This window comes from Blastococcus sp. VKM Ac-2987, assembly GCF_026967805.1.
GTDB lineage: Bacteria > Actinomycetota > Actinomycetes > Mycobacteriales > Geodermatophilaceae > Blastococcus.
The window spans coordinates 1-20,274 of sequence record NZ_JAPVBG010000006.1 but is presented as its reverse complement, the minus strand read 5'-3'; the positions used below and the strand labels follow the sequence as shown (position 1 = coordinate 20,274).

General features: G+C 75.1%; 21 protein-coding genes and 1 pseudogene. 9 read left to right on the top strand and 13 right to left on the bottom strand.

Annotated features, from left to right (window positions below):
* Positions 1-94: 94 nt before the first annotated feature.
* The 5 genes from O2W17_RS22075 to O2W17_RS22055 form a co-directional block, all read right to left on the bottom strand.
* The gene (locus O2W17_RS22075; protein ID WP_269194639.1) at positions 95-889 is read right to left on the bottom strand and encodes a TrmH family RNA methyltransferase; all 795 of its coding nucleotides are present in this window, start codon (positions 887-889) and stop codon (positions 95-97) included.
* A 93-nt stretch (positions 890-982) separates the two neighbouring features.
* Complete coding sequence (gene rplT / locus O2W17_RS22070) at positions 983-1,366, bottom strand: 50S ribosomal protein L20 (protein WP_269194638.1); 384 nt, start codon at positions 1,364-1,366, stop codon at positions 983-985.
* A 40-nt stretch (positions 1,367-1,406) separates the two neighbouring features.
* Positions 1,407-1,601: a 50S ribosomal protein L35 gene (gene rpmI / locus O2W17_RS22065; RefSeq protein WP_269194637.1), complete on the bottom strand. Its 195-nt coding sequence runs from the start codon at positions 1,599-1,601 to the stop codon at positions 1,407-1,409.
* 102 nt (positions 1,602-1,703) lie between these two features.
* Positions 1,704-2,291: a translation initiation factor IF-3 gene (gene infC / locus O2W17_RS22060; RefSeq protein WP_442864592.1), complete on the bottom strand. Its 588-nt coding sequence runs from the start codon at positions 2,289-2,291 to the stop codon at positions 1,704-1,706.
* A gap of 361 nt (positions 2,292-2,652) precedes the next feature.
* Positions 2,653-3,144, bottom strand: a complete 492-nt coding sequence (locus O2W17_RS22055) for a PH domain-containing protein (protein ID WP_269194636.1) — start codon at positions 3,142-3,144, stop codon at positions 2,653-2,655.
* A 53-nt stretch (positions 3,145-3,197) separates the two neighbouring features.
* Here O2W17_RS22055 and O2W17_RS22050 point away from each other — a divergent pair, with 53 nt between their 5' ends.
* The 3 genes from O2W17_RS22050 (at position 3,198) to O2W17_RS22040 (ending at position 6,000) form a co-directional block, all read left to right on the top strand.
* Positions 3,198-4,247, top strand: a complete 1,050-nt coding sequence (locus O2W17_RS22050) for an MBL fold metallo-hydrolase (RefSeq protein ID WP_269194635.1) — start codon at positions 3,198-3,200, stop codon at positions 4,245-4,247.
* The gene (locus tag O2W17_RS22045) at positions 4,226-4,786 is read left to right on the top strand and encodes a uridine kinase family protein (RefSeq protein WP_269194634.1); all 561 of its coding nucleotides are present in this window, start codon (positions 4,226-4,228) and stop codon (positions 4,784-4,786) included. The genes O2W17_RS22050 and O2W17_RS22045 overlap by 22 nt, the downstream gene beginning before the upstream one ends.
* A 95-nt stretch (positions 4,787-4,881) precedes the next feature.
* The gene (locus O2W17_RS22040; RefSeq protein ID WP_269194633.1) at positions 4,882-6,000 is read left to right on the top strand and encodes a uroporphyrinogen-III synthase; all 1,119 of its coding nucleotides are present in this window, start codon (positions 4,882-4,884) and stop codon (positions 5,998-6,000) included.
* Positions 6,001-6,033: 33 nt separating this feature from the next.
* On the opposite strand, the gene O2W17_RS22035 is transcribed toward O2W17_RS22040, so the two are convergent.
* Complete coding sequence (locus O2W17_RS22035) at positions 6,034-6,606, bottom strand: GNAT family N-acetyltransferase (protein WP_269194632.1); 573 nt, start codon at positions 6,604-6,606, stop codon at positions 6,034-6,036.
* A gap of 164 nt (positions 6,607-6,770) precedes the next feature.
* Here O2W17_RS22035 and O2W17_RS22030 point away from each other — a divergent pair, with 164 nt between their 5' ends.
* Positions 6,771-8,219 carry an MFS transporter gene (locus tag O2W17_RS22030; RefSeq protein ID WP_269194631.1) on the top strand — a complete coding sequence of 483 codons (1,449 nt, stop codon included), beginning with the start codon at positions 6,771-6,773 and terminating at the stop codon, positions 8,217-8,219.
* 122 nt (positions 8,220-8,341) lie between these two features.
* Complete coding sequence (locus O2W17_RS22025; protein WP_269194630.1) at positions 8,342-9,133, top strand: hypothetical protein; 792 nt, start codon at positions 8,342-8,344, stop codon at positions 9,131-9,133.
* Positions 9,134-9,287: 154 nt separating this feature from the next.
* On the opposite strand, the gene O2W17_RS22020 is transcribed toward O2W17_RS22025, so the two are convergent.
* Both O2W17_RS22020 and O2W17_RS22015 read right to left on the bottom strand, forming a co-directional pair.
* Positions 9,288-9,935, bottom strand: a complete 648-nt coding sequence (locus O2W17_RS22020) for a class I SAM-dependent methyltransferase (RefSeq protein ID WP_269194629.1) — start codon at positions 9,933-9,935, stop codon at positions 9,288-9,290.
* Positions 9,932-10,879, bottom strand: coding sequence for an NAD(P)/FAD-dependent oxidoreductase (locus tag O2W17_RS22015; RefSeq protein ID WP_269194628.1), 948 nt, complete (start codon positions 10,877-10,879; stop codon positions 9,932-9,934). Before O2W17_RS22015 ends, O2W17_RS22020 begins: the two co-directional genes overlap by 4 nt.
* Before the next feature lie 67 nt (positions 10,880-10,946).
* On the opposite strand from O2W17_RS22015, the gene O2W17_RS22010 reads away from it, so the two are divergent.
* A complete protein-coding gene (locus O2W17_RS22010; protein WP_269194627.1) occupies positions 10,947-11,540 on the top strand; it encodes a helix-turn-helix domain-containing protein in 594 nt (197 codons plus the stop codon).
* On the opposite strand, the gene O2W17_RS22005 is transcribed toward O2W17_RS22010, so the two are convergent.
* Positions 11,522-11,758, bottom strand: coding sequence for a helix-turn-helix domain-containing protein (locus O2W17_RS22005; RefSeq protein WP_269194626.1), 237 nt, complete (start codon positions 11,756-11,758; stop codon positions 11,522-11,524). The two genes, O2W17_RS22010 and O2W17_RS22005, sit on opposite strands and share 19 nt — an antisense overlap.
* A 202-nt stretch (positions 11,759-11,960) precedes the next feature.
* Positions 11,961-12,257 (bottom strand): annotated as a pseudogene (locus tag O2W17_RS22235) (AraC family ligand binding domain-containing protein); the annotation flags it as partial.
* Positions 12,258-12,364: 107 nt separating this feature from the next.
* Here O2W17_RS22235 and O2W17_RS22000 point away from each other — a divergent pair.
* Complete coding sequence (locus tag O2W17_RS22000; protein ID WP_269194625.1) at positions 12,365-12,829, top strand: DUF2000 domain-containing protein; 465 nt, start codon at positions 12,365-12,367, stop codon at positions 12,827-12,829.
* On the opposite strand, the gene O2W17_RS21995 is transcribed toward O2W17_RS22000, so the two are convergent.
* From O2W17_RS21995 to O2W17_RS21985, 3 genes are read right to left on the bottom strand one after another with little or no spacing between them, the layout of a single operon-like run.
* Entirely contained in the window at positions 12,830-13,234 is a 405-nt protein-coding gene (locus tag O2W17_RS21995; RefSeq protein WP_269194624.1) for a Rieske (2Fe-2S) protein, read from the bottom strand.
* On the bottom strand, positions 13,231-15,759 hold the full coding sequence (nirB, locus tag O2W17_RS21990; RefSeq protein ID WP_269194623.1) for a nitrite reductase large subunit NirB: 2,529 nt from the start codon (positions 15,757-15,759) through the stop codon (positions 13,231-13,233). Before nirB ends, O2W17_RS21995 begins: the two co-directional genes overlap by 4 nt.
* Entirely contained in the window at positions 15,759-18,359 is a 2,601-nt protein-coding gene (locus O2W17_RS21985) for a molybdopterin oxidoreductase family protein (protein WP_269194622.1), read from the bottom strand. Before O2W17_RS21985 ends, nirB begins: the two co-directional genes overlap by 1 nt.
* Before the next feature lie 147 nt (positions 18,360-18,506).
* Between O2W17_RS21985 and O2W17_RS21980 the strand changes: the two genes are divergently transcribed.
* Both O2W17_RS21980 and O2W17_RS21975 read left to right on the top strand, forming a co-directional pair.
* Positions 18,507-19,301 carry a TetR/AcrR family transcriptional regulator C-terminal domain-containing protein gene (locus tag O2W17_RS21980; protein ID WP_269194621.1) on the top strand — a complete coding sequence of 265 codons (795 nt, stop codon included), beginning with the start codon at positions 18,507-18,509 and terminating at the stop codon, positions 19,299-19,301.
* A 134-nt stretch (positions 19,302-19,435) separates the two neighbouring features.
* On the top strand, positions 19,436-20,224 hold the full coding sequence (locus O2W17_RS21975; RefSeq protein ID WP_269194620.1) for a PRC and DUF2382 domain-containing protein: 789 nt from the start codon (positions 19,436-19,438) through the stop codon (positions 20,222-20,224).
* The last annotated feature ends 50 nt before the right edge of the window (positions 20,225-20,274 follow it).

The following is a 20,274-nucleotide window of genomic DNA, read 5'->3' as shown; positions in this document are numbered from 1 at the left end:
ACCGCCATCCTTCCGTCCCCGGATACTGCTCGCTCCGGCGCCTCGCGAGCCGGTCCGGGCACCTGCTGATCCGACCGGTGCGCCGCGGCCGGGGTCAGCCCTGGGCGAGCTGGGTGGTGTAGAGGCAGATCGCGGCGGCGGCGGCCAGGTTGAGGCTCTCGGCCCGGCCGCGCATCGGGATGCGCACCCGCGCGTCGGCGAGCGCCGCCAACTCGGCGGGCACGCCCCGGGCCTCGTTGCCGAACAGCCACAGCACCGGGCCCGCGAGCCCGCCGTCGGCGACCAGGGCGGGCAGCTCCGCCGCTCCCCCGCCATCGGCGGCGAGCACGGTCACCCCGGCCGCGCGCACCGCGGGCAGCAGCGTCGCCAGCGGCGCCCCGCGGACGACGTCGACGTGGAAGATGCTGCCGGCGCTGGCGCGGACCGCCTTGCCGCCGTAGGGATCGGCCGAGCCCGCACCGAAGACGACCGCCCCCGCGCCGCAGGCGTCCGCCGTCCGCAGCACGGTGCCGGCGTTGCCCGGATCGGCGAGTTCGGCGAGGGCGACGGAGAGCCGGGGCGGCGCCGTCGTCAGCGAGTCGGCCGGGACGTCGCGCAGCTCGCAGACGGCGACCAGCCCCTGGGGGGTGACGGTCTCGGACAACCCGGCGGCGGCCCTGCCGGTCACCACCCGCACCGGCACCCGCGCCCCGGCCAGCAGGTCGCGGTGCGCGGCCGCGGCCGCCTCGGTGGCGAAGACCTCGCGGACGCCGTCGGGATCCGCCAGCGCCTCGACCACGGCCTGCCGCCCCTCGGCGAGGAACAGCCCGGCGGCGTCCCGCCCGGCGCGCCGGGTCAGCTTGCGCGCCGCGGCGATCCGGGCGGAGCGCTCGGTGAGCGGCTCGGTCACGCGTTCCCCTCCTCCGGAACAGACGCCGACGCCGCCGGTGCCGGCCCGGGAGGGCCGGTCACCGACGGCGTCGGGACGTCGGTACCGCCTGGGTCAGGCGGCGGCGTCGTTCGCCGGGGCGGCGGCGACCGCGGCGCGCGCGGTCTCCACCAGGGCGGCGAACGCGGCCGGCTCGTTGACGGCGAGCTCGGCGAGGACGCGGCGGTCCAGCTCGATGCCGGCCAGCTTGAGCCCCTGCATGAACCGGTTGTAGGTCATGTCGTTCAGGCGCGCCGCGGCGTTGATGCGGGTGATCCACAGCTTGCGGAAGTCACCCTTGCGCGCCTTGCGGTCGCGGTAGGAGTACGTCGCCGAGTGGAGCAGCTGCTCCTTGGCCTTGCGGTACAGCCGGGACCGCTGACCGCGGTAGCCGGCTGCGGCCTCCAGGGTCGTCCGGCGCTTCTTCTGGGCGTTGACCGCCCGCTTCACGCGTGCCACGTGAGTGCTCCTGTCTTCCTAAGGTTCAGTGGAGGGACGCTCAGATGCCCAGGAGCTTCTTGAGGTTCTTGGCGTCGGCCGGCGAGACGACCTGGTCCTGGTCGAGCCGCCGCTTGCGGGTGCCGGACTTGTGCTCGAACTTGTGCTGGTTGTTCGCCTGCTCGCGCATGAGCTTCCCGGTGCCCGTGACGCGCACCCGCTTGGCGGTGCCCTTGTGGGTCTTCTGCTTCGGCATGTCCCTCGCCTGTCCTGGTCGTCTTCATGCGGGTCGTGCGGCAGCACGGAGCTGCCGCACGCGCCCGGTGGTCTCGGTGGTGCGGTGCTGCTGAGCAGGAGGTCAGGCGCTGGGCGCCTGCTCCGCTTCCTGCTCGCCCTTCGCCGATCGGCTCTTGCTCTGCTGCGCCTGCTGTGCCTGCTGCTGCAGCGCCTGGGCGTTCTTGTGCGGGGCGATCACCATGACCATGTTCCGGCCGTCCTGCTTCGGGTTGGACTCGACGACGCCCAGCTCGGACACGTCGCCGGCCAGCCGCTGCAGCAGGCGGTAGCCCATCTCCGGGCGCGACTGCTCGCGACCGCGGAACATCACGGTGATCTTGACCTTGTCGCCGCCCCGGAGGAAGCGCTCGACGTGGCCCTTCTTGGTCTCGTAGTCGTGCGGGTCGATCTTGAGGCGCAGCCGCATCTCCTTGATGACGGTGAGCGCCTGGTTCCGCCGGGCCTCGCGGGCCTTCTGAGCGGACTCGTACTTGAACTTCCCGTAGTCCATGAGCTTGGCGACGGGCGGCCGGGCCATGGGAGCGACCTCGACCAGGTCGAGCTCGGAGTCCTGGGCCAGGCGCAGCGCCTCGCCGATCGACACGATGCCGACCTGCTCGCCCTCGGGTCCGACGAGACGGACCTCGGGGACACGGATGCGGTCGTTGATGCGGGGCTCGGTGATGGCCTCTCCTTACGCTGCTGCGTGGGAGGAGTCGCTGGCCCACCCGGGCGCCGACGCACGGAAGGCCCCGCGAGCGTCTGCTCACGGGGCCCACTCGGCCGGTGACGCACGGACCCCGAGGGGTACGTGCGTACGCGATCACCGGCCTGCGGCCGGTTCTCGCGATCCGGGACCTGGGCGCCTGGACGGCGTCAGGTGGGAGCGGGCTCCTCTTGGATCAGCGGCCCGGGGCGGGGCCGCTGGTGGTTCGCGCGCCTCGATGTAGCGGGGGGAGGCACGCCCACGTTACAGCGTCCCGGCCGGGAAGGACATTCCCACCCCCCTCGCCCCCTGGACCGGGCGCTCCTCAGTCGTCGTAGAGCAGCGGCGGCCGGACCGGGTCGCCCGCCCGGGCCGCGGCGTGCAGGGCGCGCAGCCCCTCGACCGCCCGGGCGGCGGACTCCCCGTCGGCGGCCTGCAGCGCGTGCAGCGAGATCTCGTCGCCGTTCTCCAGCAGCAGCGCCCCCCAGGCGGACGTGCGCTCGAAGCGCACCGCGCGCACCGCCGTCCACGGCAGCTCGTGGCGGACGACGAGGTTCAGCACCCGGATGCCGCCGGCGTCGGCGTCCAGCCGGGACCGGCCGAGGAACAGCAGCCCGGCGGCCATGGCCAGGCCCAGGCCGACCATCGCCGCCTGGTCCAGCAGGCCGTAGTCGACCACCGTGTTCGTCGTCGACGGCAGGGAGAGCGCGACCAGCACCATCACCACGACGACGACGCCGGCCAGGACGGAGAGGAGCAGCCGCATCCGGCGGGGCGTGGCGGAGACGGTGGACACGTCGGGCTGGGGACCGCTCACGCCCCCCATGGTGACAGGACCCCCGCCGCGGACGGCTGGCAGAGTGCGACGACGTGGAGATCACCGGCACCGCCCAGCACGCGGCCTGGCAGGCCCGCACCCTGCCCCCGGTAGAGCAGCTGCGTGCCGACCTCTGGTCGGTCCCGGTCCCGATCCCCCACAACCCGCTGCGCTACGTGAGCGTGTACGCCTTCGCCCTCGACGGCGGCGGGCTGGGCCTGGTCGACACCGGGTGGGAGAGCGACGCGGGCTGGCGTGCGCTCACCGAGGGGCTGGCCTCGATCGGCGGCTCGGTCGACGACGTCCGCGGCGTGCTCGTGACCCACCTGCACTTCGACCACCTCGGGCTGGCCGCGCGGGTCCGGGAGGCCAGCGGCGCCTGGGTCGCCATGCACCCGGCCGACGCCGGCGCCGTCGAGCGGCTGACCAGGACCGAAGCGCGGGCGGCCGTGGCGGCCGAGGTCGAGTTCCTCGTCGGGCTCGGCGCCCCCCGGGCGGACGCGGAGGCCGACGTCGGGGGTGCCGAGAACCTCTCCGGCTTCATGCGCATGGCGGTGCCCGACCGGTTGCTCGAGGACGGCGACCACGCCGCGTTCCCCGGGTGGTCGCTGCGCGCCGTCCACACGCCGGGGCACACCCCCGGCCACCTGTGCTTCGCCGAGGAGCGCACCGGGCTGCTGTTCTCCGGCGACCACGTGCTGCCGCGGATCAGCCCCAACATCTCCAGCACCGGCCACGGCACGGCCGATCCGCTGCGCGACTACCTCGACTCGCTCGCCGGGGTGCGCGACCTGGAGCCGACCGAGGTGCTGCCCGGGCACGAGTGGCGCTTCCGCGGGCTGGCCGACCGCGTCGACGCGCTGACCGCCCACCACGAGGCGCGCCTGGCCGAGCTGCTGGCCGCCATCGCGGCCCACCCCGGCTCCACGCCCTGGGACCTGGCCGCGCACCTGACCTGGTCGCGCCCCTGGGAGCAGTACGAGCGGCGGATGCGGATCTTCGCCGTGACCGAGACCGACGCGCACCTGCGGCTGCTGGCCAGCCGCGGGCTGGTGACCGGCAGCGGCGGACCGGTGCCCACGTGGACGCCGCGGCCCCGCTGACCGTCGCCGGCCTGGCCGCCCGGCTGCTGGCCGCTCCCCCGCGGGTGGGCGGCACCCGGCTGGTGTGCATCGACGGGCCGGCCGGATCGGGCAAGACCACGCTCGCCGCCCGGCTGGCCGCCGTCCTGCCGGACCCGGTCACCGTGCACATGGACGACCTGTACGCCGGCTGGACGGTCACCGGCGCCGCGGCCCGGCTGGCCGCCGGCGTGCTGCGCCCGCTGGCCGGGGGGCGCCCGGGCGCCTACCACCGCTACGACTGGGCGGCGGGCCGGTTCGCCGTCCGCCCCACCCCGGTGCCGACGCCGGCCGTCCTGGTCGTGGAGGGCTGCGGCAGCGCCTGCCACGCCATCGACCCCTGGGCGAGCCTGCGCATCTGGGTGGAGGCCGACCCTGCGGTGCGGCTGGCCCGGGGCCTGGCGCGCGACGGCGACCACCTGACCGGTGAGTGGCTGCGGTGGCAGCGGACCGAGGCCGCCCACTTCGCCGCGGACGGCACCCGGGCGCGCGCCGACGTGGTGGTCGACGGCGGGGCGTGAGCCGCGTCACCCGGGCCAGCGTGGCCCCGGCCGGGGACACACGCCGGAAACCCCGGGCCGGGAGGATGGGGGTCTACCGCATCAGAGGGGGACACGTGACCGACATCGCCGGGGAACAGCCGGCCGGGCTCCCGCTGGCCGGCTACACCGTCGCGGTGACCGCGGCCCGCCGCAAGGAGGAGCTCGGCGCGCTGCTGGACCGCCGGGGTGCGCGCGTCGTGTACGCCCCCGCGATCCGGATCGTCCCGCTCGCCGACGACGCGGAGCTGGTGGCGGCGACCCGGCGGGTGCTGGGGGCGCCGGTGGACCTGGTCGTCGCCACGACCGGTGTCGGCTTCCGCGGCTGGCTGGAGGCCGCCGACGCCTGGGACCTGCCGCTGGTCGAGCACCTGCGCGGGGCCCGGGTGCTGGCCCGCGGCCCGAAGGCGCGCGGCGCGATCCGCGGCGGCGGCCTCGTCGACGCGTGGTCGCCGGAGTCGGAGTCCTCCGCCGAGGTGCTCGAGCACCTGCTCTCCGGCGCGGAGGGGCCGCTGGCCGGCCGCCGGATCGCCGTCCAGCTGCACGGCGACCCGCTGCCCGACCTGGTGTCGGGGCTGCGCGACGCCGGCGCCGACGTGCTGACCGTCCCGGTCTACCGCTGGGTGCTGCCCGAGGACGTCGCGCCGGTGCGCCGCCTCATCGGCACGATCGTGGCCGGGGGCGTCGACGCGGTGACCTTCACCAGCGCACCGGCCGCCGCGAGCCTGCTCCAGGTGGCCGGGGAGCTGGGCCGGCACGACGAGGTGGTGACGGCGTTCGCGCGGCGCGTGCTGGCGGTCGCCGTCGGCACGGTGACCGGCGGGCCGCTGGACGCGGCGGGCATCCCCTACGCCTGGCCCGAGCGGGCCCGGCTGGGCGCGCTGGCGCGCGAGGTGGTCGCCCGGCTGCCCGAGCGCGACCCGGTGCTGCAGGTGGGGCCGCACACGCTGCAGGTGCGCGGGCACGCCGCCGTCGTCGACGGGCAGCTGGTGGAGCTGGCCCCGGGCCCGCTGGCCGTGCTGCGCGAGCTGGCCCGGCAGCCCGGGCACGTCGTCCCGCGGCCGGACCTGGTGGCGTCGCTGCCCGGTGGGGGTGACGGGCACGCGGTGGAGATGGCGGTGACCCGGCTGCGGGCCGCGCTCGGGACGCCGCTGGTGGAGACCGTGGTCAAGCGCGGCTACCGGCTCGCGGTCTAGCGGACCGCCCGACCGGGCGCACCTGCCCCGTGCTCAACGCAGGTCGTGCCGCATGAGCACGCGCGGGAAGCCGTTGAGCACCGACCCGGTGTCGGCCGCGTGCACGAACCCGGCTCGCTCGAAGAGCCGCCGGGTGCCGACGTAGGCCATCGTGAGGTCGACCTTCCGGCCGTCGTTGTCGACCGGGTAGCCCTCGACGGCGGGGGCGCCGTGCCCCCGGGCGAACTCGACCGCGCCCTCGACCAGGGAGTGGCTGATGCCCGTTCCCCGGTGCCCGGGCCGCACCCGGATGCACCACAGCGACCAGACCGGCAGGTCGTCGACCTGCGGGATCTTCCGGTTCCGCGCGAAGGTCGTGTCCGCCCGGGGGTGGATGGCCGCCCAGCCCACGACCTCGTCCCCGTCGTAGGCGAGCACGCCGGGCGGCAGGTCCTCGCCGAGCAGCTCCCGCACGCGCTCGCCCCGGGCCGCGCCGGTCAGCGCCTGGTTCTCCTTCGAGGGGATGCGGTAGCTCAGGCACCAGCAGACGTTCGCGTCCGGCCGCCTGGGGCCGACCATCGTCGCGACGTCGTCGAACACGGTCGCCGGACGCACCTCGATCGCCATGCCGGCATCGTGGCAGCGCCGTCCGACAACTCGCGCCCTCCGCACCCGCGGAGCCGGTCGTCCTCCCGGGCCTCACAGCGGCCGGACGGTGCGGTGAGCGGACCGTTCCCGAGAGGTCATCCGCGCGCGGCCCCGGGGAAACGGCCCGTTCCTAGCGTCGCGCCATGACCTCTCCCCCGACCGTCCGCCCCGACGGCGACCTCGCCCGCCCCGTCGCCGCCCCGCCGTCGGGAACCGGCCCGGTCGCCCGGGTGGGCTCCCGCTGGATCGACGACTTCAACCCCGAGGACCCCGCCTTCTGGGCCTCCCCGCACGGCCGGCCGGTGGCCCGGCGGAACCTGGTCTGGTCGGTGCTGGCCGAGAACATCGGCTTCAGCGTGTGGCAGATGTTCAGCATCGCCACGGCCGTCCTGGCCTCGATCGGCTACGGCTTCACCAGCGACCAGCTGTTCTGGTTGGTGGCGACCGCCGGCCTCGTGGGCGCCATCATGCGGGTGCCCTACACGTTCATGCCGGCCCTCGTCGGCGGCCGGAACTGGACGGTGGTCAGCGCGGCCCTGCTGCTGGTGCCGGTGACCCTGCTGACCGTGGCGGCGACCACGGACCGGCCGTACTGGTTCTGGGTGCTCACGGCGATCACCTGCGGGTTCGGCGGTGGCAACTTCGCCTCCTCGATGGCGAACATCTCGTTCTTCTACCCGGACAAGGAGAAGGGCTTCGCGCTCGGGCTCAACGCCGCCGGCGGCAACATCGGGGTCGCGATCATCCAGCTGGTCGGGCCGCTGGCGGTCACGGCCGGCGCCATCGCCTTCGTGGGTGGCAGCACCGGGACGACGGAGGGCGGCGAGGCCCGGTACGTGCAGAACGTGGCGCTGATCTGGGTCCCGTTCATCGTGCTGGCCGTCGTGGGCGCCTGGTTCTTCATGGACAACCTGTCGGGGGCCAGGGCGAACATCGCCGACCAGGCGGCGATCGCCCGCCGGAAGCAGACCTGGGTGATGTCGTTCCTGTACATCGGCGCGTTCGGGTCCTTCATCGGGTTCTCCGGCGCCTTCCCCCTGGTCCTGGCCAACGAGTTCGCCGCCGACGCCTACCGCTACGCGTTCCTCGGCCCGCTGGTCGGCTCGCTGTCCCGGCCGTTCGGCGGCTGGCTGGCCGACCGCGTCGGCGGCGCGAAGGTCACCGTCGTCACCTTCGTCGGGCAGGCGGTCGCGATCGGCACCGCCATCGCCTTCCTCCGGGCCGGGAGCTTCGGCGGCTTCCTCGCCAGCTTCCTGGTGCTGTTCGCGATCGTGGGCATGACGAACGGGTCGACCTACCGGATGATCCCGATCATCTACCGCGCCGAGGCCGCCGCCGGCCACCCCGGCGACTCCCCGGCGGCCGTCCTCTACCGGGCGCGCCGCGACACCGCCGCCGCCGTCGGCATCATCTCCGCGGTCGGCGCCCTGGGCGCGGTCTTCATCCCGCGGATCGTCTCGGAGTCCTACGGGGCCACCGGCGGCGTGGAGACGGCGTTGCTGTCCTTCTGCGCCTTCTACATCGCCTGCGTGGCGGTGACCTGGTCGGTCTACCTCCGTCGCGGCACGCTGATGCAGCGCGCGGGCGTCTGACCCCTGCCCACCGCCGGGACCGGGCCCTCGCGCCCGGTCCCGGCGGCGGGCCGTGGCCCGCGCGGGTGAGGCCGCCTCGTCCCGGGGTGCACGCGGGGCTCCGGACGGACGAGGATCACCGCGTGACCGCAGCCGAGCAGACCAGCACCGGGCGCGCGCTGATCGAGGCGGGCAGCCCGGTCGCCGGGTCGATGAGCAGCGCCGCAGCGACGGTGGTGTTCGAGCCGGCGACGGCCCGGGTGCAGGTCGACGACCGGTTCGCCGCCGCCCTGCGCACCGCGGCCGGGGAGGCCGCGGGCATCGCGGTCGAGCGGGAGCGGGTGCGGGCGGGCGCGGCGCTGGCCTTCGCCGTCGAGTACGCCGCCACGCTGCACCGCACCGGCCGGCCGGTGCGCACCGACGACTTCTTCACCCCGCGGCCCGGCGGCCGGCCGGTGGCCGACGACCTGGTCGAGGCGGTCGTGGCCACCGCCCGGCGGTCCACCGACGAGCGCCGGGTCCGGCACCTGGGCTACCTGCTGGCCGAGGTCGGCGTCTCCCCCGACATCGACACCGAGCTGGCCGACCGCGCCCTGCGCCTGGCCGGCGAGCTGCGCTGGCGCCAGCTGGCGCTGCTGGCCGCCGTCGGCCGCCGGGACCGCGTTCCGCTGCCGATGGCCCCGCTGGAGGACGAGCCGCGCGGCTGGACGGCCTGGGGCGCCCGCGAGGACGTCGCCGACCTGCAGCGCGCCGGCCTCCTCGACCCGCCGCCGGCCCAGCCCCGGCCGGGCGGCGCGGCGCTCCCCCGGCTGCGGCCCGCCGACCTCCGGCTCACCCGCCGCGGGGTGCTGGTGCACCGGCTGCTGGTGCTCGAGCTGCTCCGCGACGACGCCGTCGCCGCGGCCCTGGCCGAGCTGGGCCTGCCCCGCACCTGATCGGTCCCTCGCCGCCGCGGGCCCGGCCGTAAGGCCTCCGGTGAGGTCCGTCTGTGCCCAGCCCCGGTGGGCAGAGCCCTATCGCGCGATCGGTCTCTGCCCAGCTGCAGTGGGCAGAGGCCGACGTCGCGGAGGAGGGAACCGCCCGGCCCGGCTACCGCACTCCCGTTGTCCGTCGCGCGACCAGCACGCTGTCCGGCACCGGGTTGCCCGTCCGCTCCGCCGCCCCGTGGTCGCGGTCCCTGGTCCCGGTGACGACGTCGGGCCACTCCGCCGGGTCGAGCACCGCGGCGACGTCGTCGGCCGTGTAGAGCACCCCGGCGTCGTGGGCGGAGGCGTGCCCGTGGCCCCAGGCCTCGCCGTGCAGGTGGCTGACGACGAGGAGCGTGCCCCCCGGCGCGACCGCGGCGGCGAGGCGCCGGAACATCGCGGCGCGGTCGGTCCAGGTGGCGTGCAGGTAGTGCGCCGTCACCAGGTCGAACCGCCCTTCCGGCGGGCTCCACCCGTCCAGGTCGGCGTGCACCCACTCGATCCGGTCGCCCAGCCCGCGGGCGCGGGCCGCCTTGCCGCCACGATCCAGCGCGACGGGCGAGAAGTCGACCGCCGTCACCTGCCAGCCGCGCTCGGCGAGCCACAGGGCGTCGCCGCCCTCACCGCTGCCGGCATCCAGCGCGCGCCCGGGCGGGAGGTCGCCCACCTCGACGACGAGCTGCCGGTTGGGGCGGCCGCTCCACACCGCCGGCGCCGAGCGGTACAGCTCGTCGTAGGACCCCCGGTCCACGGCGCTCGCAAGCTCGCTCATGCCGCCACGCTCCGCTGCCCGGACACCGCGCGCGCGGTGTCCTCCTCGATCAGGTCCGCATTGATCATCGCTCCGGCCTTCAGGCCCTGCGCCGCGGCGACGATCACCTGGGCGCTCAGGTCGCCGGCGTTCCCGGCCACCCACACGCCCGGGACGTCGGTGCGCCCGGTCGGGTCGGCGGGCAGGTAGGTGCCCAGCACGGCGCCGTGCATCTCCATCGGCACCGGCACGGCTCCGAGGTCGGCGAGCAGCTCGCCATTGGCGACGAACCGCGGGGCCACGACCACCGCGTCCCGGGTCACCAGCTCGCCGTCGGCCAGCCGGACGTCGGCGCCACCCTCGAGGCCGGCCACCTCGCCGCGCACGATCCGGACGCCACGGGCCGCCAGCTTCTCCAGATCCTCCCCGGCCGGCTCGGCGCCGGTGTGCACGAAGAGGACGACGTCGTCGGTCCACTGCCGCCACAGGTTCGCGGCGTAGGCACCCAGCGGCCCGGTGCTGACGATGCCGACCGTGCGGTCCCGCACCTCCCAGCCGTGGCAGTAGGGGCAGTGCAGCACCGTGCTCCCCCACCGTTCGGCCACACCGGGGACGTCGGGGAGGTCGTCGGTGAGGCCGGCCGCGAGCAGCACGCGCCGCGCGCGGACCTCCCCGCCGCCGTCCAGGGCCAGGACGAAGCCGTCGTCCTCCCGGCGGACCGAGACCACCCGTCCGGTCCGGATCGTGCCCCCGTAGGACTCCACCTCGCCCCGGCCGATCTCGTACAGCTCGGCCGGCGGGGTGCCCTCCCGGCCGAGGTAGTTGTGCACGTTCCCGGCCGGTGCGTTGCGGGGCTCCCCCGCGTCCACCACCAGCACGCTGCGCCGGGCGCGGGCCAGGGTGAGCGCCCCGCTCAACCCGGCCGCGCCGCCGCCGATGACCACCACGTCGTATCGCTCGTCCATGCCGGCAACTGTCGACCCGACAGGCCGGTATGGCAATCACCTTTGCCGCAATGGCAAAGTGGGCGCCATGTCCGACGACGACGTCCTGCAGAACGTGGGTCCGCGCCTCCGCGCGCTGCGCACCGAGCGGGGCGCCACCCTCGCCGAGATCGCGGCCGGCACCGGCATCTCCGTGAGCACGCTGTCCCGGCTCGAGGCCGGCGGGCGGCGCCCCACCCTGGAGCTGCTGCTGCCCCTGGCGCGGGCCTACGGCGTCGCGCTGGACGAGCTGGTCGACACCCCGGCGCCCGCCGACCCGCGGGTGCTCGGGCGCCCGGTGGAGCGCGACGGCATGACGATGGTGCCGCTGACCCGGCAGGGCGGCGGGCCGCAGGCGCACAAGATGGAGCTCCCACCGCGGTGGCAGGTCGGCAACACCGAGCAGAAGGTGCACGACGGCTACGAGTGGCTCTACGTCCTCTCCGGCCGCATCCGGCTGCTGCTCGGGGCCCGCGACTTCATCCTCGGGCCCGGCGAGGTGGTCGAGTTCGACACCCGGGTGCCGCACGCCTTCTCCAACCCGTTCCCGGAGCCCGCGGAGGCGCTGATCCTCTTCGGCCCCCAGGGCGAGCGGATGCACGTCCGCGCCCGCCCGGCCGGCGCTCAGACGGAGCGGGCGTAGGCCGCCGGCGTCGTGGCGAGCATCCGGCGGAAGTGCCGGGTCAGGTGCGCCTGGTCGTAGAAGCCCGCGGCCGTCGCCACCTCCGCGGCCGGCATCCCGTCGAGCAGCAGCCGGCGGGCGCGGTCGACCCGCCGGCCGGTCAGGTAGCGGTGCGGGGGCAGGCCGTGCCGCTGCGTGAAGGCCCGCACGAGGTGCGTCGGGGAGACGCCCAGCCGCACGGCCTGCGGTGAGGTCGACGCCGTCGACTACGCGGGCGTCCAGCAGCTCCCGCAGCGCGTCGGCGACCCCGGAGTCGCGCACCGCGGCGACCGGTCCGACCTCCCGGTCCAGGTGCTGCGCCAGCCGCTCCAGGACGAACGCCAGCCGGCTCTGCACCTCGAGGTCCTCCGCGTGCGGCCGGAGCGCGGCGTGCAGCTGGGAGACGCGGGTGCGCAGCACCTCGTCGGCGAGGGCCGGGCGGTCCACCGCCGGGCCGACCCGGTCGACCCCGAGGGTGCCCGGCGCCAGGTACAGCACCCGCTTGCGGAACCCGCCGGGGAACTGCGACCGGCCGTCGTGCGGCACGCCGGGCGGCAGGAACGTGACCGCAGCCGGGGAGGCGCCGTGCGCGTGCCGGTCGAGGTCGTAGCGCACCGCGCCGTCGTCGACCAGGAGCAGCGTCCACGCGTCGTGGGTGTGCGACGGGTAGGCGTGGTCGGTGAACCGCGCGTGCAGCACCTCGGTCAGCCCGGGCACCTGCGGGCGCCAGGCGACCACGTCGGCCGGGCCGGTCACGTCAGGAACGTACAAGACCGGGAGGCGCCGGCGGCCGGATGCTGGGTGCCGTGACGACCGTGCAGACCACCACCGAATCCCAGCCCACCACGACCGAGGTCGGCCCACCCTGGCCGACGAAGATCGTCGTCCTGCTGCGCGAGGGGCTGCTCCCGTGGCAGGAGCTCAACGTCACCGCCTTCCTCGCCGGCGCGGTGGCCGCCGCGATCCCCGAGCTGATCGGCCGCCCCTACGAGGACGCCGACGGCACCCGGTACCTGGCCACGATCCGGCAGCCGGTGCTGGTGATGACCGGCCCGGCCGACGTGCTGGCACGGGCCCGCGAGCGCGCGGTGCAGCGCGCCCTGCCGACGTCGGTGTTCACCGCGGACCTCTTCGCCACCGGCGGTGACGCCGAGAACCGCGCCGCGGTCCAGGCGGTGCGCGGGGCGGACCTCGACCTGGTCGGGATCGCGCTGCACGGGCCGAAGAACGCCGTCGACAAGGTGGTCAAGGGCGCTCGCATGCACCCCTAGCTACACGGAGACGACGAGGAGGCCGTCCTCCTCGCGCACCGGGTAGACCCGGACCGGGGCGGCGCCCGACGTCGCGGCGCCGTCGGCCCACCGGTAGGCGAACAGGTGCAGCGGGCAGACCAGGACGTCGACGTCGGTCTGCCCGTCGGCGAGCGGTCCCCCGGCGTGCGGGCAGGCCGCCTGCGTGGCGTGCAGCGAGCCGTCGCGCAGCCGGAACACCGCCACCTGCACATCCCCCGCGACGAAGGCCCGGCCCTCCCCCGGCGGGACGTCGTCGACCCGGCCGACCACGTGCGGGGTGCCGGTGCCCGGCGCGGCCGTGCCGGGCGGCGTCTCCGTCGCCGGTGTGCCCAGCTCGGTGCCCGGCGTCGTGGGCCGGGCGGCCTCCAGGTGCGGCGCGCTCATCGGACCGGCACCTGCGGCAGCGCGACCAGCGGCAGCGCGGAGCGGAACTGGCCGGGCGTGGCCGGCTCGCCGGCGTCCTGGCCCCACGGGTCGGTGTAGGCGTCGATCGACTGCTGCATGCCCGCGTCGAGGTCGGCGCAGATGCCCTCGCTGTCCTCGAGCAGGACCGCCTTGATCTTCTCCAGCCCGATGCGGGGCACGAAGTCGTAGGTGCGCTCGAGCCAGTTGGCGTTCTCCCGGTAGTACTGCATGAACCGCCCGGCCAGCGTCATCACCTCGTCCGGGGAGCCGACGGTGGCCAGCAGGTCCCCCTTGCGGATGGTGGCCCCGGCGGCCCCGCCGACGTAGACCTCCCATCTGCCGTTGCCGACGGCGACGACGCCGACGTCCTTGACGTAGGCCTCGGCGCAGTTGCGCGGGCAGCCGACGACGGCGAGCTTCATCTTCGCCGGGCTCTCGATGCCCTGGAACCGGGTCTCCAGGTCGATGCCGAGCTGGGTGGAGTCGCCCAGGCCGAAGCGGCAGAAGTCGCTGCCCACGCAGGTCTTCACGGTGCGGAAGCTCTTGCCGTAGGCGTACCCGGACGGCATGCCGAGGTCGGACCACATGGCCGGCAGGTCCTCCTTGCGCACGCCGAGCAGGTCGATCCGCTGGCCGCCGGTCACCTTGACCATCGGCACCTCGTACTTCTCCGCGACGTCGGCGATCCTCCGCAGCTGCGCGGGCGTGGTCACCCCGCCCTTCATCTGCGGGACGACGGAGAAGGTGCCGTCCCGCTGGATGTTGGCGTGCACCCGGTCGTTGATGAACTCGCCGTCCTTCTCCGGCACGAAGTCGTGGCCCCAGATCATCTTCAGCAGCGAGGTCAGCCCCATCTTCGACTTCGCGTCGTCCTTGCCGTCCGGGGCGAGGGTGGCGAAGACCGCGGACACGCTGCGCAGGTCGTGCTCGCGGATGGCCCGGATCAGCTCGGGCTTCGGCATCGGGATGCCCGGCACGTACCAGGACGCCGCCGGGTCCTCGGTGAGCTCGCCGTCGGCGGCCCACTCGACGATCTGCTTCACCAGCGACTTGCAGGAGCCGCAGCCCTTGCCGGCGCGGGTGCGGTCCATGACCTCGCCGACGGTGGCGCAGCCCCCGGAGACCGCACCGCAGAGATCGCCCTTGGTGACGCCGTTGCAGTTGCAGACCTGGCTGTCGGCGGGCATCTCGGCGACGCCCACCTCCTCGACGCCGTCGGAGAGGTCGACCAGCAGCCGGATGCGCTCCTCGGGCAGTGGCGCGCCGCGGTCGAAGGCCTGGGTGAGGAAGGCGACCTTGCGGGTGTCGCCGAGCAGGGTGGCACCGACGAGCCTGTCGTCGCGGATCACCACCGACAGGTGGACCCCGCGCCGGGGCTCGGAGATGACCAGGAACTCGTCGTCGTCGCGCTCGGGGGTGTTCACGCCCATGACGGCGACGTCGACGCCGGCGACCTTGAGCTTCGTCGCCGTCCGGCTGCCGTGGTACTCGGCGTCGGGGTCGGTGCCGGTCAGGACGTCGGCGAGCACCGTGGCGTGCTCCCACGCCGGGGCGACCAGGCCGTAGACCTGGTCGCGGTGCTGGGCGCACTCCCCGATGGCGTAGACGTCGGGGTCCTCGGTGCGCAGCTGGTCGTCGACCACGATCCCCCGCTGCACCTCCAGCCCCGACCGGACCGCGAGGTCGGTGTGCGGCCGCACCCCGGCGGCGACGACGAGCAGGTCGCAGTCCAGCCGCCGGCCGTCCTTGAGCAGCACGCCCTGGACGTGCTCGGTGCCCAGCACCTCGGTGGCCAGGACGTCGAGGTGCACGGTGATGCCGAGCGACTCGACGCTCCGCTTCAGGATCGCCCCGGCCTCGGCGTCGAGCTGGGCGTTCATCAGCCACGGCATGGCGTGCACGAGCTCCACCTGCAGCCCGTGGCCCTGCAGCGCCCGCGCGGCCTCCAGCCCGAGCAGCCCACCGCCCATGACGACGGCGCGGGTGCACCGGCCGGTCGCCTCCAGCATCGCCCGCGTCTCGTCGATGGTGCGGAAGCCGTACACGCCGGGCAGCAGCGAGCCGTCGTCGGTGCGGACCCCGGTCATGGGCGGGACGAACGAGTAGCTGCCGGTGGCCAGCACCAGGTGGTCGTAGCCGGTCACGCTGCCGTCGGCGGCGTGCACCTGCTTGGCCGCGGTGTCGATCCGCTCGACCCGCACCCCCGCACGCAGGTCGACGCCGTTGTCGGCGTACCACTCGTGCGAGTTGAGCACGATCTCGTCCTCGTGCGACTCCCCGGCCAGCACCGGGGAGAGCATGATCCGGTTGTAGTTGCCGTGCGGCTCGTCGCCGAAGACGGTGATCCGGAACTGCTCGCCGCCCCCGCGCTCGAGCACCTCCTCCACGAAGCGCGCACCGGCCATGCCGTTGCCCACGACCACCAGGCGGCTACGGGTGTCCAGCGCGTCGTCCAGGTGCAGGGTCGTGGCGCCGCCGAGCCGGCCGCCCAGGATCGACGTCATCAGACCTCCACCAGCCCGAGGTCGACCACGATCTCGCCGGTGACGCCCTCGGGCGCCGCCGCGTGCAGCTCCACGACCGAGCCGGCCACCAGGTCCTCGACCACGCGCAGCGGCACGTGGGTGTCGGCCCTGGCGCCGATCGGGAACCAGCGCATCGGCTCGCCGTCGTGCACGAGCAGCACGTAGACCAGCTCGCCGGTGGCGTTCCCGCCGCGGAAGTACAGCGCCTGCGCCGTCCGGCCGGCGGGCACGGTGTAGCGCAGCGCCGGGTCGACCGGGCCGGGCTTGGCCAGCCCCTCGCCGGTGATCGGGAAGACGCCCTGCAGGAAGCGGGGTGTGCTCTTCACGGGTGTTCTCCTCGGGGTGGACGTCGAGCGGGACGGCGGGTGCGGTACGGGGGCCGCGGCCGGGCGGTGCGCGGGCGAGCGGGGCTGGGTGGCGGCGGCCGGGGGCGGGATGCGTTCCTCCGGCCCGCCGACGCGGGTGATCGCGACGGCGCAGACCTTGAACGCGGGCATCCGGCTGACCGGGTCGAGCACGCCCGCGTCGGTGAGGGCGTTGGCGCTGGCCCCGCCGCCCCAGTGGAACGGGACGAAGACCGTGTCGGGCCGGATGGTGTCGGTGACCGACGCGTGGAAGCGGGCCCGCCCGCGGCGGGTGGCGAGCTCGACGACGTCGGTGTCGCCCACCCCCAGCGCCCGCGCGAGATCCGGGTGCAGCTCGGCCCGGGGGGTCGGGGCCATGAGCTGCAGGCTGCGCGTCCGGCGGGTCTGGGTGCCCGACTGGTACTGGGCCAGCACCCGGCCGGTGGTGAGCACGTAGGGGTAGTCGGCGTCGGGCCGCTCGTGCGGGTCGACGTGCTCGACCCGGAGGAACCGGGCCCGCCCGTCGGGGGTGGCGAAGCGGTCCAGGAACAGCCGGGGCGTGCCGGGGTGCGAGTCGGTCGGGCACGGCCAGAAGACGCCCTGCTCCTCGTCGACGCGCCGGTAGCTGATGCCGGAGTAGTCCGCCGTCCCGCCGGCGCTGGCCCGGCGCAGCTCGTCGAAGACCGTCTCCGGGTCGCCGCTGAACCGCTCCCCGGCGCCCAGGCGGCCGGCGAGCTCGGCGAGCAGCTGCAGGTCGTCCCGGACGCCGTCGGGCGGGTCCAGCGCCCGGCGGCGGCGGATCACCCGGCCCTCGAGGTTGGTGGTCGTGCCGGCCTCCTCCGCCCACATCGCACTGGGCAGGACGACGTCGGCGAGCTCGGCGGTCTCGGAGAGGAAGAAGTCGCTGACGGCGAGGAAGTCGAGGTCGCCCAGCCGGCTGATCACCCGGCGGGCGTCGGGTGCGGAGACGGCGACGTTGGAGGCCAGGACCAGCAGCGTCCGCACCCCGCCGTCGGTGCCGAGGGCGTCGAGCAGCTCGAAGGCGCTCCTCCCCGGTAGCGGCAGGTCGTCGGGGTCGACGCCCCAGACGGCGGCCACGTGGGCCCGGGCGGCGGGGTCGGCCAGCGACCGGTAGCCGGGGAGCTGGTCGGCCTTCTGGCCGTGCTCCCGGCCGCCCTGGCCGTTGCCCTGGCCGGTGATCGTGCCCCAGCCGCTCCCCCGCCGGCCCGGCAGGCCGAGGGCGAGCGCGAGGTTGATCCACGCCTGGGCGGTGTCGGTGCCGCTGCGGTGCTGCTCGGCACCCCGGGCCGTGAGGATCATCGCCTTCTCGGCGCGGGCCAGGGCGAAGACGGTGCGCCGCTGGTCGGGCACCGGCACCCCGGTGAGCCGTTCGACGCGGTCGGGCCAGTAGGCGGCGACCCCGTCGCGCACCGCGTCGAACCCGGTGGTGCGCGCGGCCACGTACTCCTCGTCGACCAGCCCCTCGGCCAGCGCGATGTGCAGCAGCCCGTTGGCCAGCGCGAGGTCGGTGCCCGGCAGCGCCTGGAGGTGCAGCGCGGCGTTGCGGGCGGTGGCGGTGCGCCGCGGGTCGACGACGACGTGCTGCGCGCCCCGCTCGCGGCCGGCGTCGAACCACTGCATGGCCGGCGGCATGGTGTCGGCCGGGTTGCTGCCCACCAGGACGACGACGTCGGCCTCGGCGATGTCGCTGAGCGGGAAGGGCAGGCCACGGTCCAGCCCGAACGCGCGGTTGGCCGCGCCGGCCGCCGAGGACATGCAGAAGCGGCCGTTGTAGTCGATGGCGCTGGTGCGCAGCGCGACCCGGGCGAACTTGCCGAACTGGTAGGCCTGCTCGTTGGTCAGCGACCCGCCGCCGAAGCAGCCGACGGCGTCACGGCCGTGGCGGGCCTGGGTGCGCTCGATCGCCGCGACCACCCGGTCCAGCGCCTCGTCCCAGCTGCCCTCGACCAGCGGGCTGGTGCGGTCGCCGGGGACCGCCCGCACCAGCGGCCGCAGCAGCCGCTCCGGGTGGTCGAGCAGCTCGGCCGACGACCAGCCCTTGGAGCACAGGCCGCCGCGGTTGGTCGGGAAGTCCAGCGGCACCAGCGTGGCCGGTCGGGCGCCGGCGGTGACCGCCATGCCGCACTGCAGCGAGCAGTACGGGCAGTGGGTGTTCGTGGTCCGGGAGGCGCGCATCCCCGCCGGAGCGGGAGCGGGGGACACGGGAGCGGACACGGCAGCCAGCGTCGGGGGCGGGCGTTTCCCTTCGTGGGCCCCGGCGTCAACGCTGGGTTCCGTCGGCCTCACACGAGGGCGCCGGTCCCTGTGCGGTACCCCAGCGCGCATCATCACGGCAGATCGCGCCGACCGAGGGAGAGCACGATGAGCCAGCCGGACCCGACCGCCGACCCCGACAGCCCGGAGGGCCGCGGAGGTGCGGCCGCGGCGGTGCCGGCCGCGCCGCCCGGTGCCGGCCGGGCCGGGCTCGACCGGCGCCGCATCCTGGGCGCGGCGATCGAGTACATCGACGCCCACGGGCTGAACGCGCTGACGATGCGCCGGCTCGGGGCGCACCTCGGCGTGGAGGCCATGGCGCTGTACCGCTACGTGCCCGGCCGCGAGCAGCTGCTCGACGGCGTCGTGGAGTCGGTCATCGACGAGCTCTACGGCGATCCCGACGTGCACCTGGCCGCGTCCCGCGGCTGGCAGGACTACCTGCAGCGGCTGGCGCACGGGGTGCGGCGGATCGCCCTGGCCCACCCGGAGGTCTTCCCCCTGGTCGCGACCCGGCCGCCCGCGGCCCCCTGGGTCCGGCCGCCGTTGCGCAGCCTGCGCTGGGTGGAGTCCTTCCTCGACGCGCTCATCGACAGCGGCTTCACCGAGGAGGCCGCGGTCGCGGCCTACCGGGCGTACTCGAGCTTCCTGCTGGGCCACCTGCTGCTCGAGGTGTCGCAGAAGGGCGTGAAGATCAGCCCGCTGGACCAGCCCGAGGGCGTGCCCGACGCGGCGGCGAGCACCGAACTCGGCGACTACCCCACCGTCGTCCGGCTCGAGTCGCTGCTCTCGCTCGACGAGTCGGCCGCCGAGTTCGAGGAGGCGCTGGAGAACCTGCTCGGCCGGCTGGAGGTCGTGCTGACCGAGTCGCGCACCCCGCGGCGCGGCGACCCGCGGAGCTGATCCGGCCAGGTCAGACCCCTCACAAGTGTTTACGCTGTAAATGCGCGGGCACCGCTAGGGACGACCCCGTCGGCGAGCACACGCCGCGACGAGGCCTCACTCTCCCTGTTCTTCGAGCCCCAGGAGTCCTGCGCATGATCACCGAGCACCAGCTGAGCGACGTCATCGGCAGCACCGCCGTCGGCCCCGACGGCAAGCTGGGCACCGTCGGCGAGGTCTACCTCGACGACGAGACCGGCCGCCCCGAGTGGGCCACCGTCCGCACCGGGATGTTCGGCACCAAGGAGGCCTTCGTCCCCCTGGCCGACGCCGACATCTCCGGCGAGGAGCTGCGCGTGCCCTACGCCAAGGACAAGGTCAAGAACGCCCCGCACATCGAGAGCGAGGGGCACCTCTCCCCCGCGGAGGAGACCGAGCTCTACCGGTACTACGGCCTGGCCGGCGGCACCGGTACCGACGTCACCGACACCACCCGCACCACGACGACGGACACGACGCGCGGTGCCGTCGGCCACGACACCTCCGGGCCCACGACCGACGACGCGATGACCCGGTCGGAGGAGCAGCTGCACGTCGGCACCCAGCGGGTGGAGACCGGCCGCGCCCGGCTGCGCAAGTACGTCGTCACGGAGAACGTCTCGCAGACCGTGCCGGTCTCGCACGAGGAGATCCGCATCGAGCGCGAGCCGATCACCGACGCCAACGTCGGCAACGCCCTCGACGGCCCGGCCATCTCCGAGGAGGAGCACGAGGTCGTGCTCCACGGCGAGCGCCCGGTCGTGGAGAAGGGTGCCGTGCCGGTAGAGCGCGTGCGCCTGGACACCCAGACCGTCACCGAGCAGGAGACGGTCACCGAGCAGGTCCGCAAGGAGCAGGTGGAGCTGGACACCGACGGCACGGACGGCACCGGCACCCGCCGCTGACCCCGGCCGCAGCGGTCGGGCGGCGTCGGCGGGCTGGCAGTCCTGCTGAT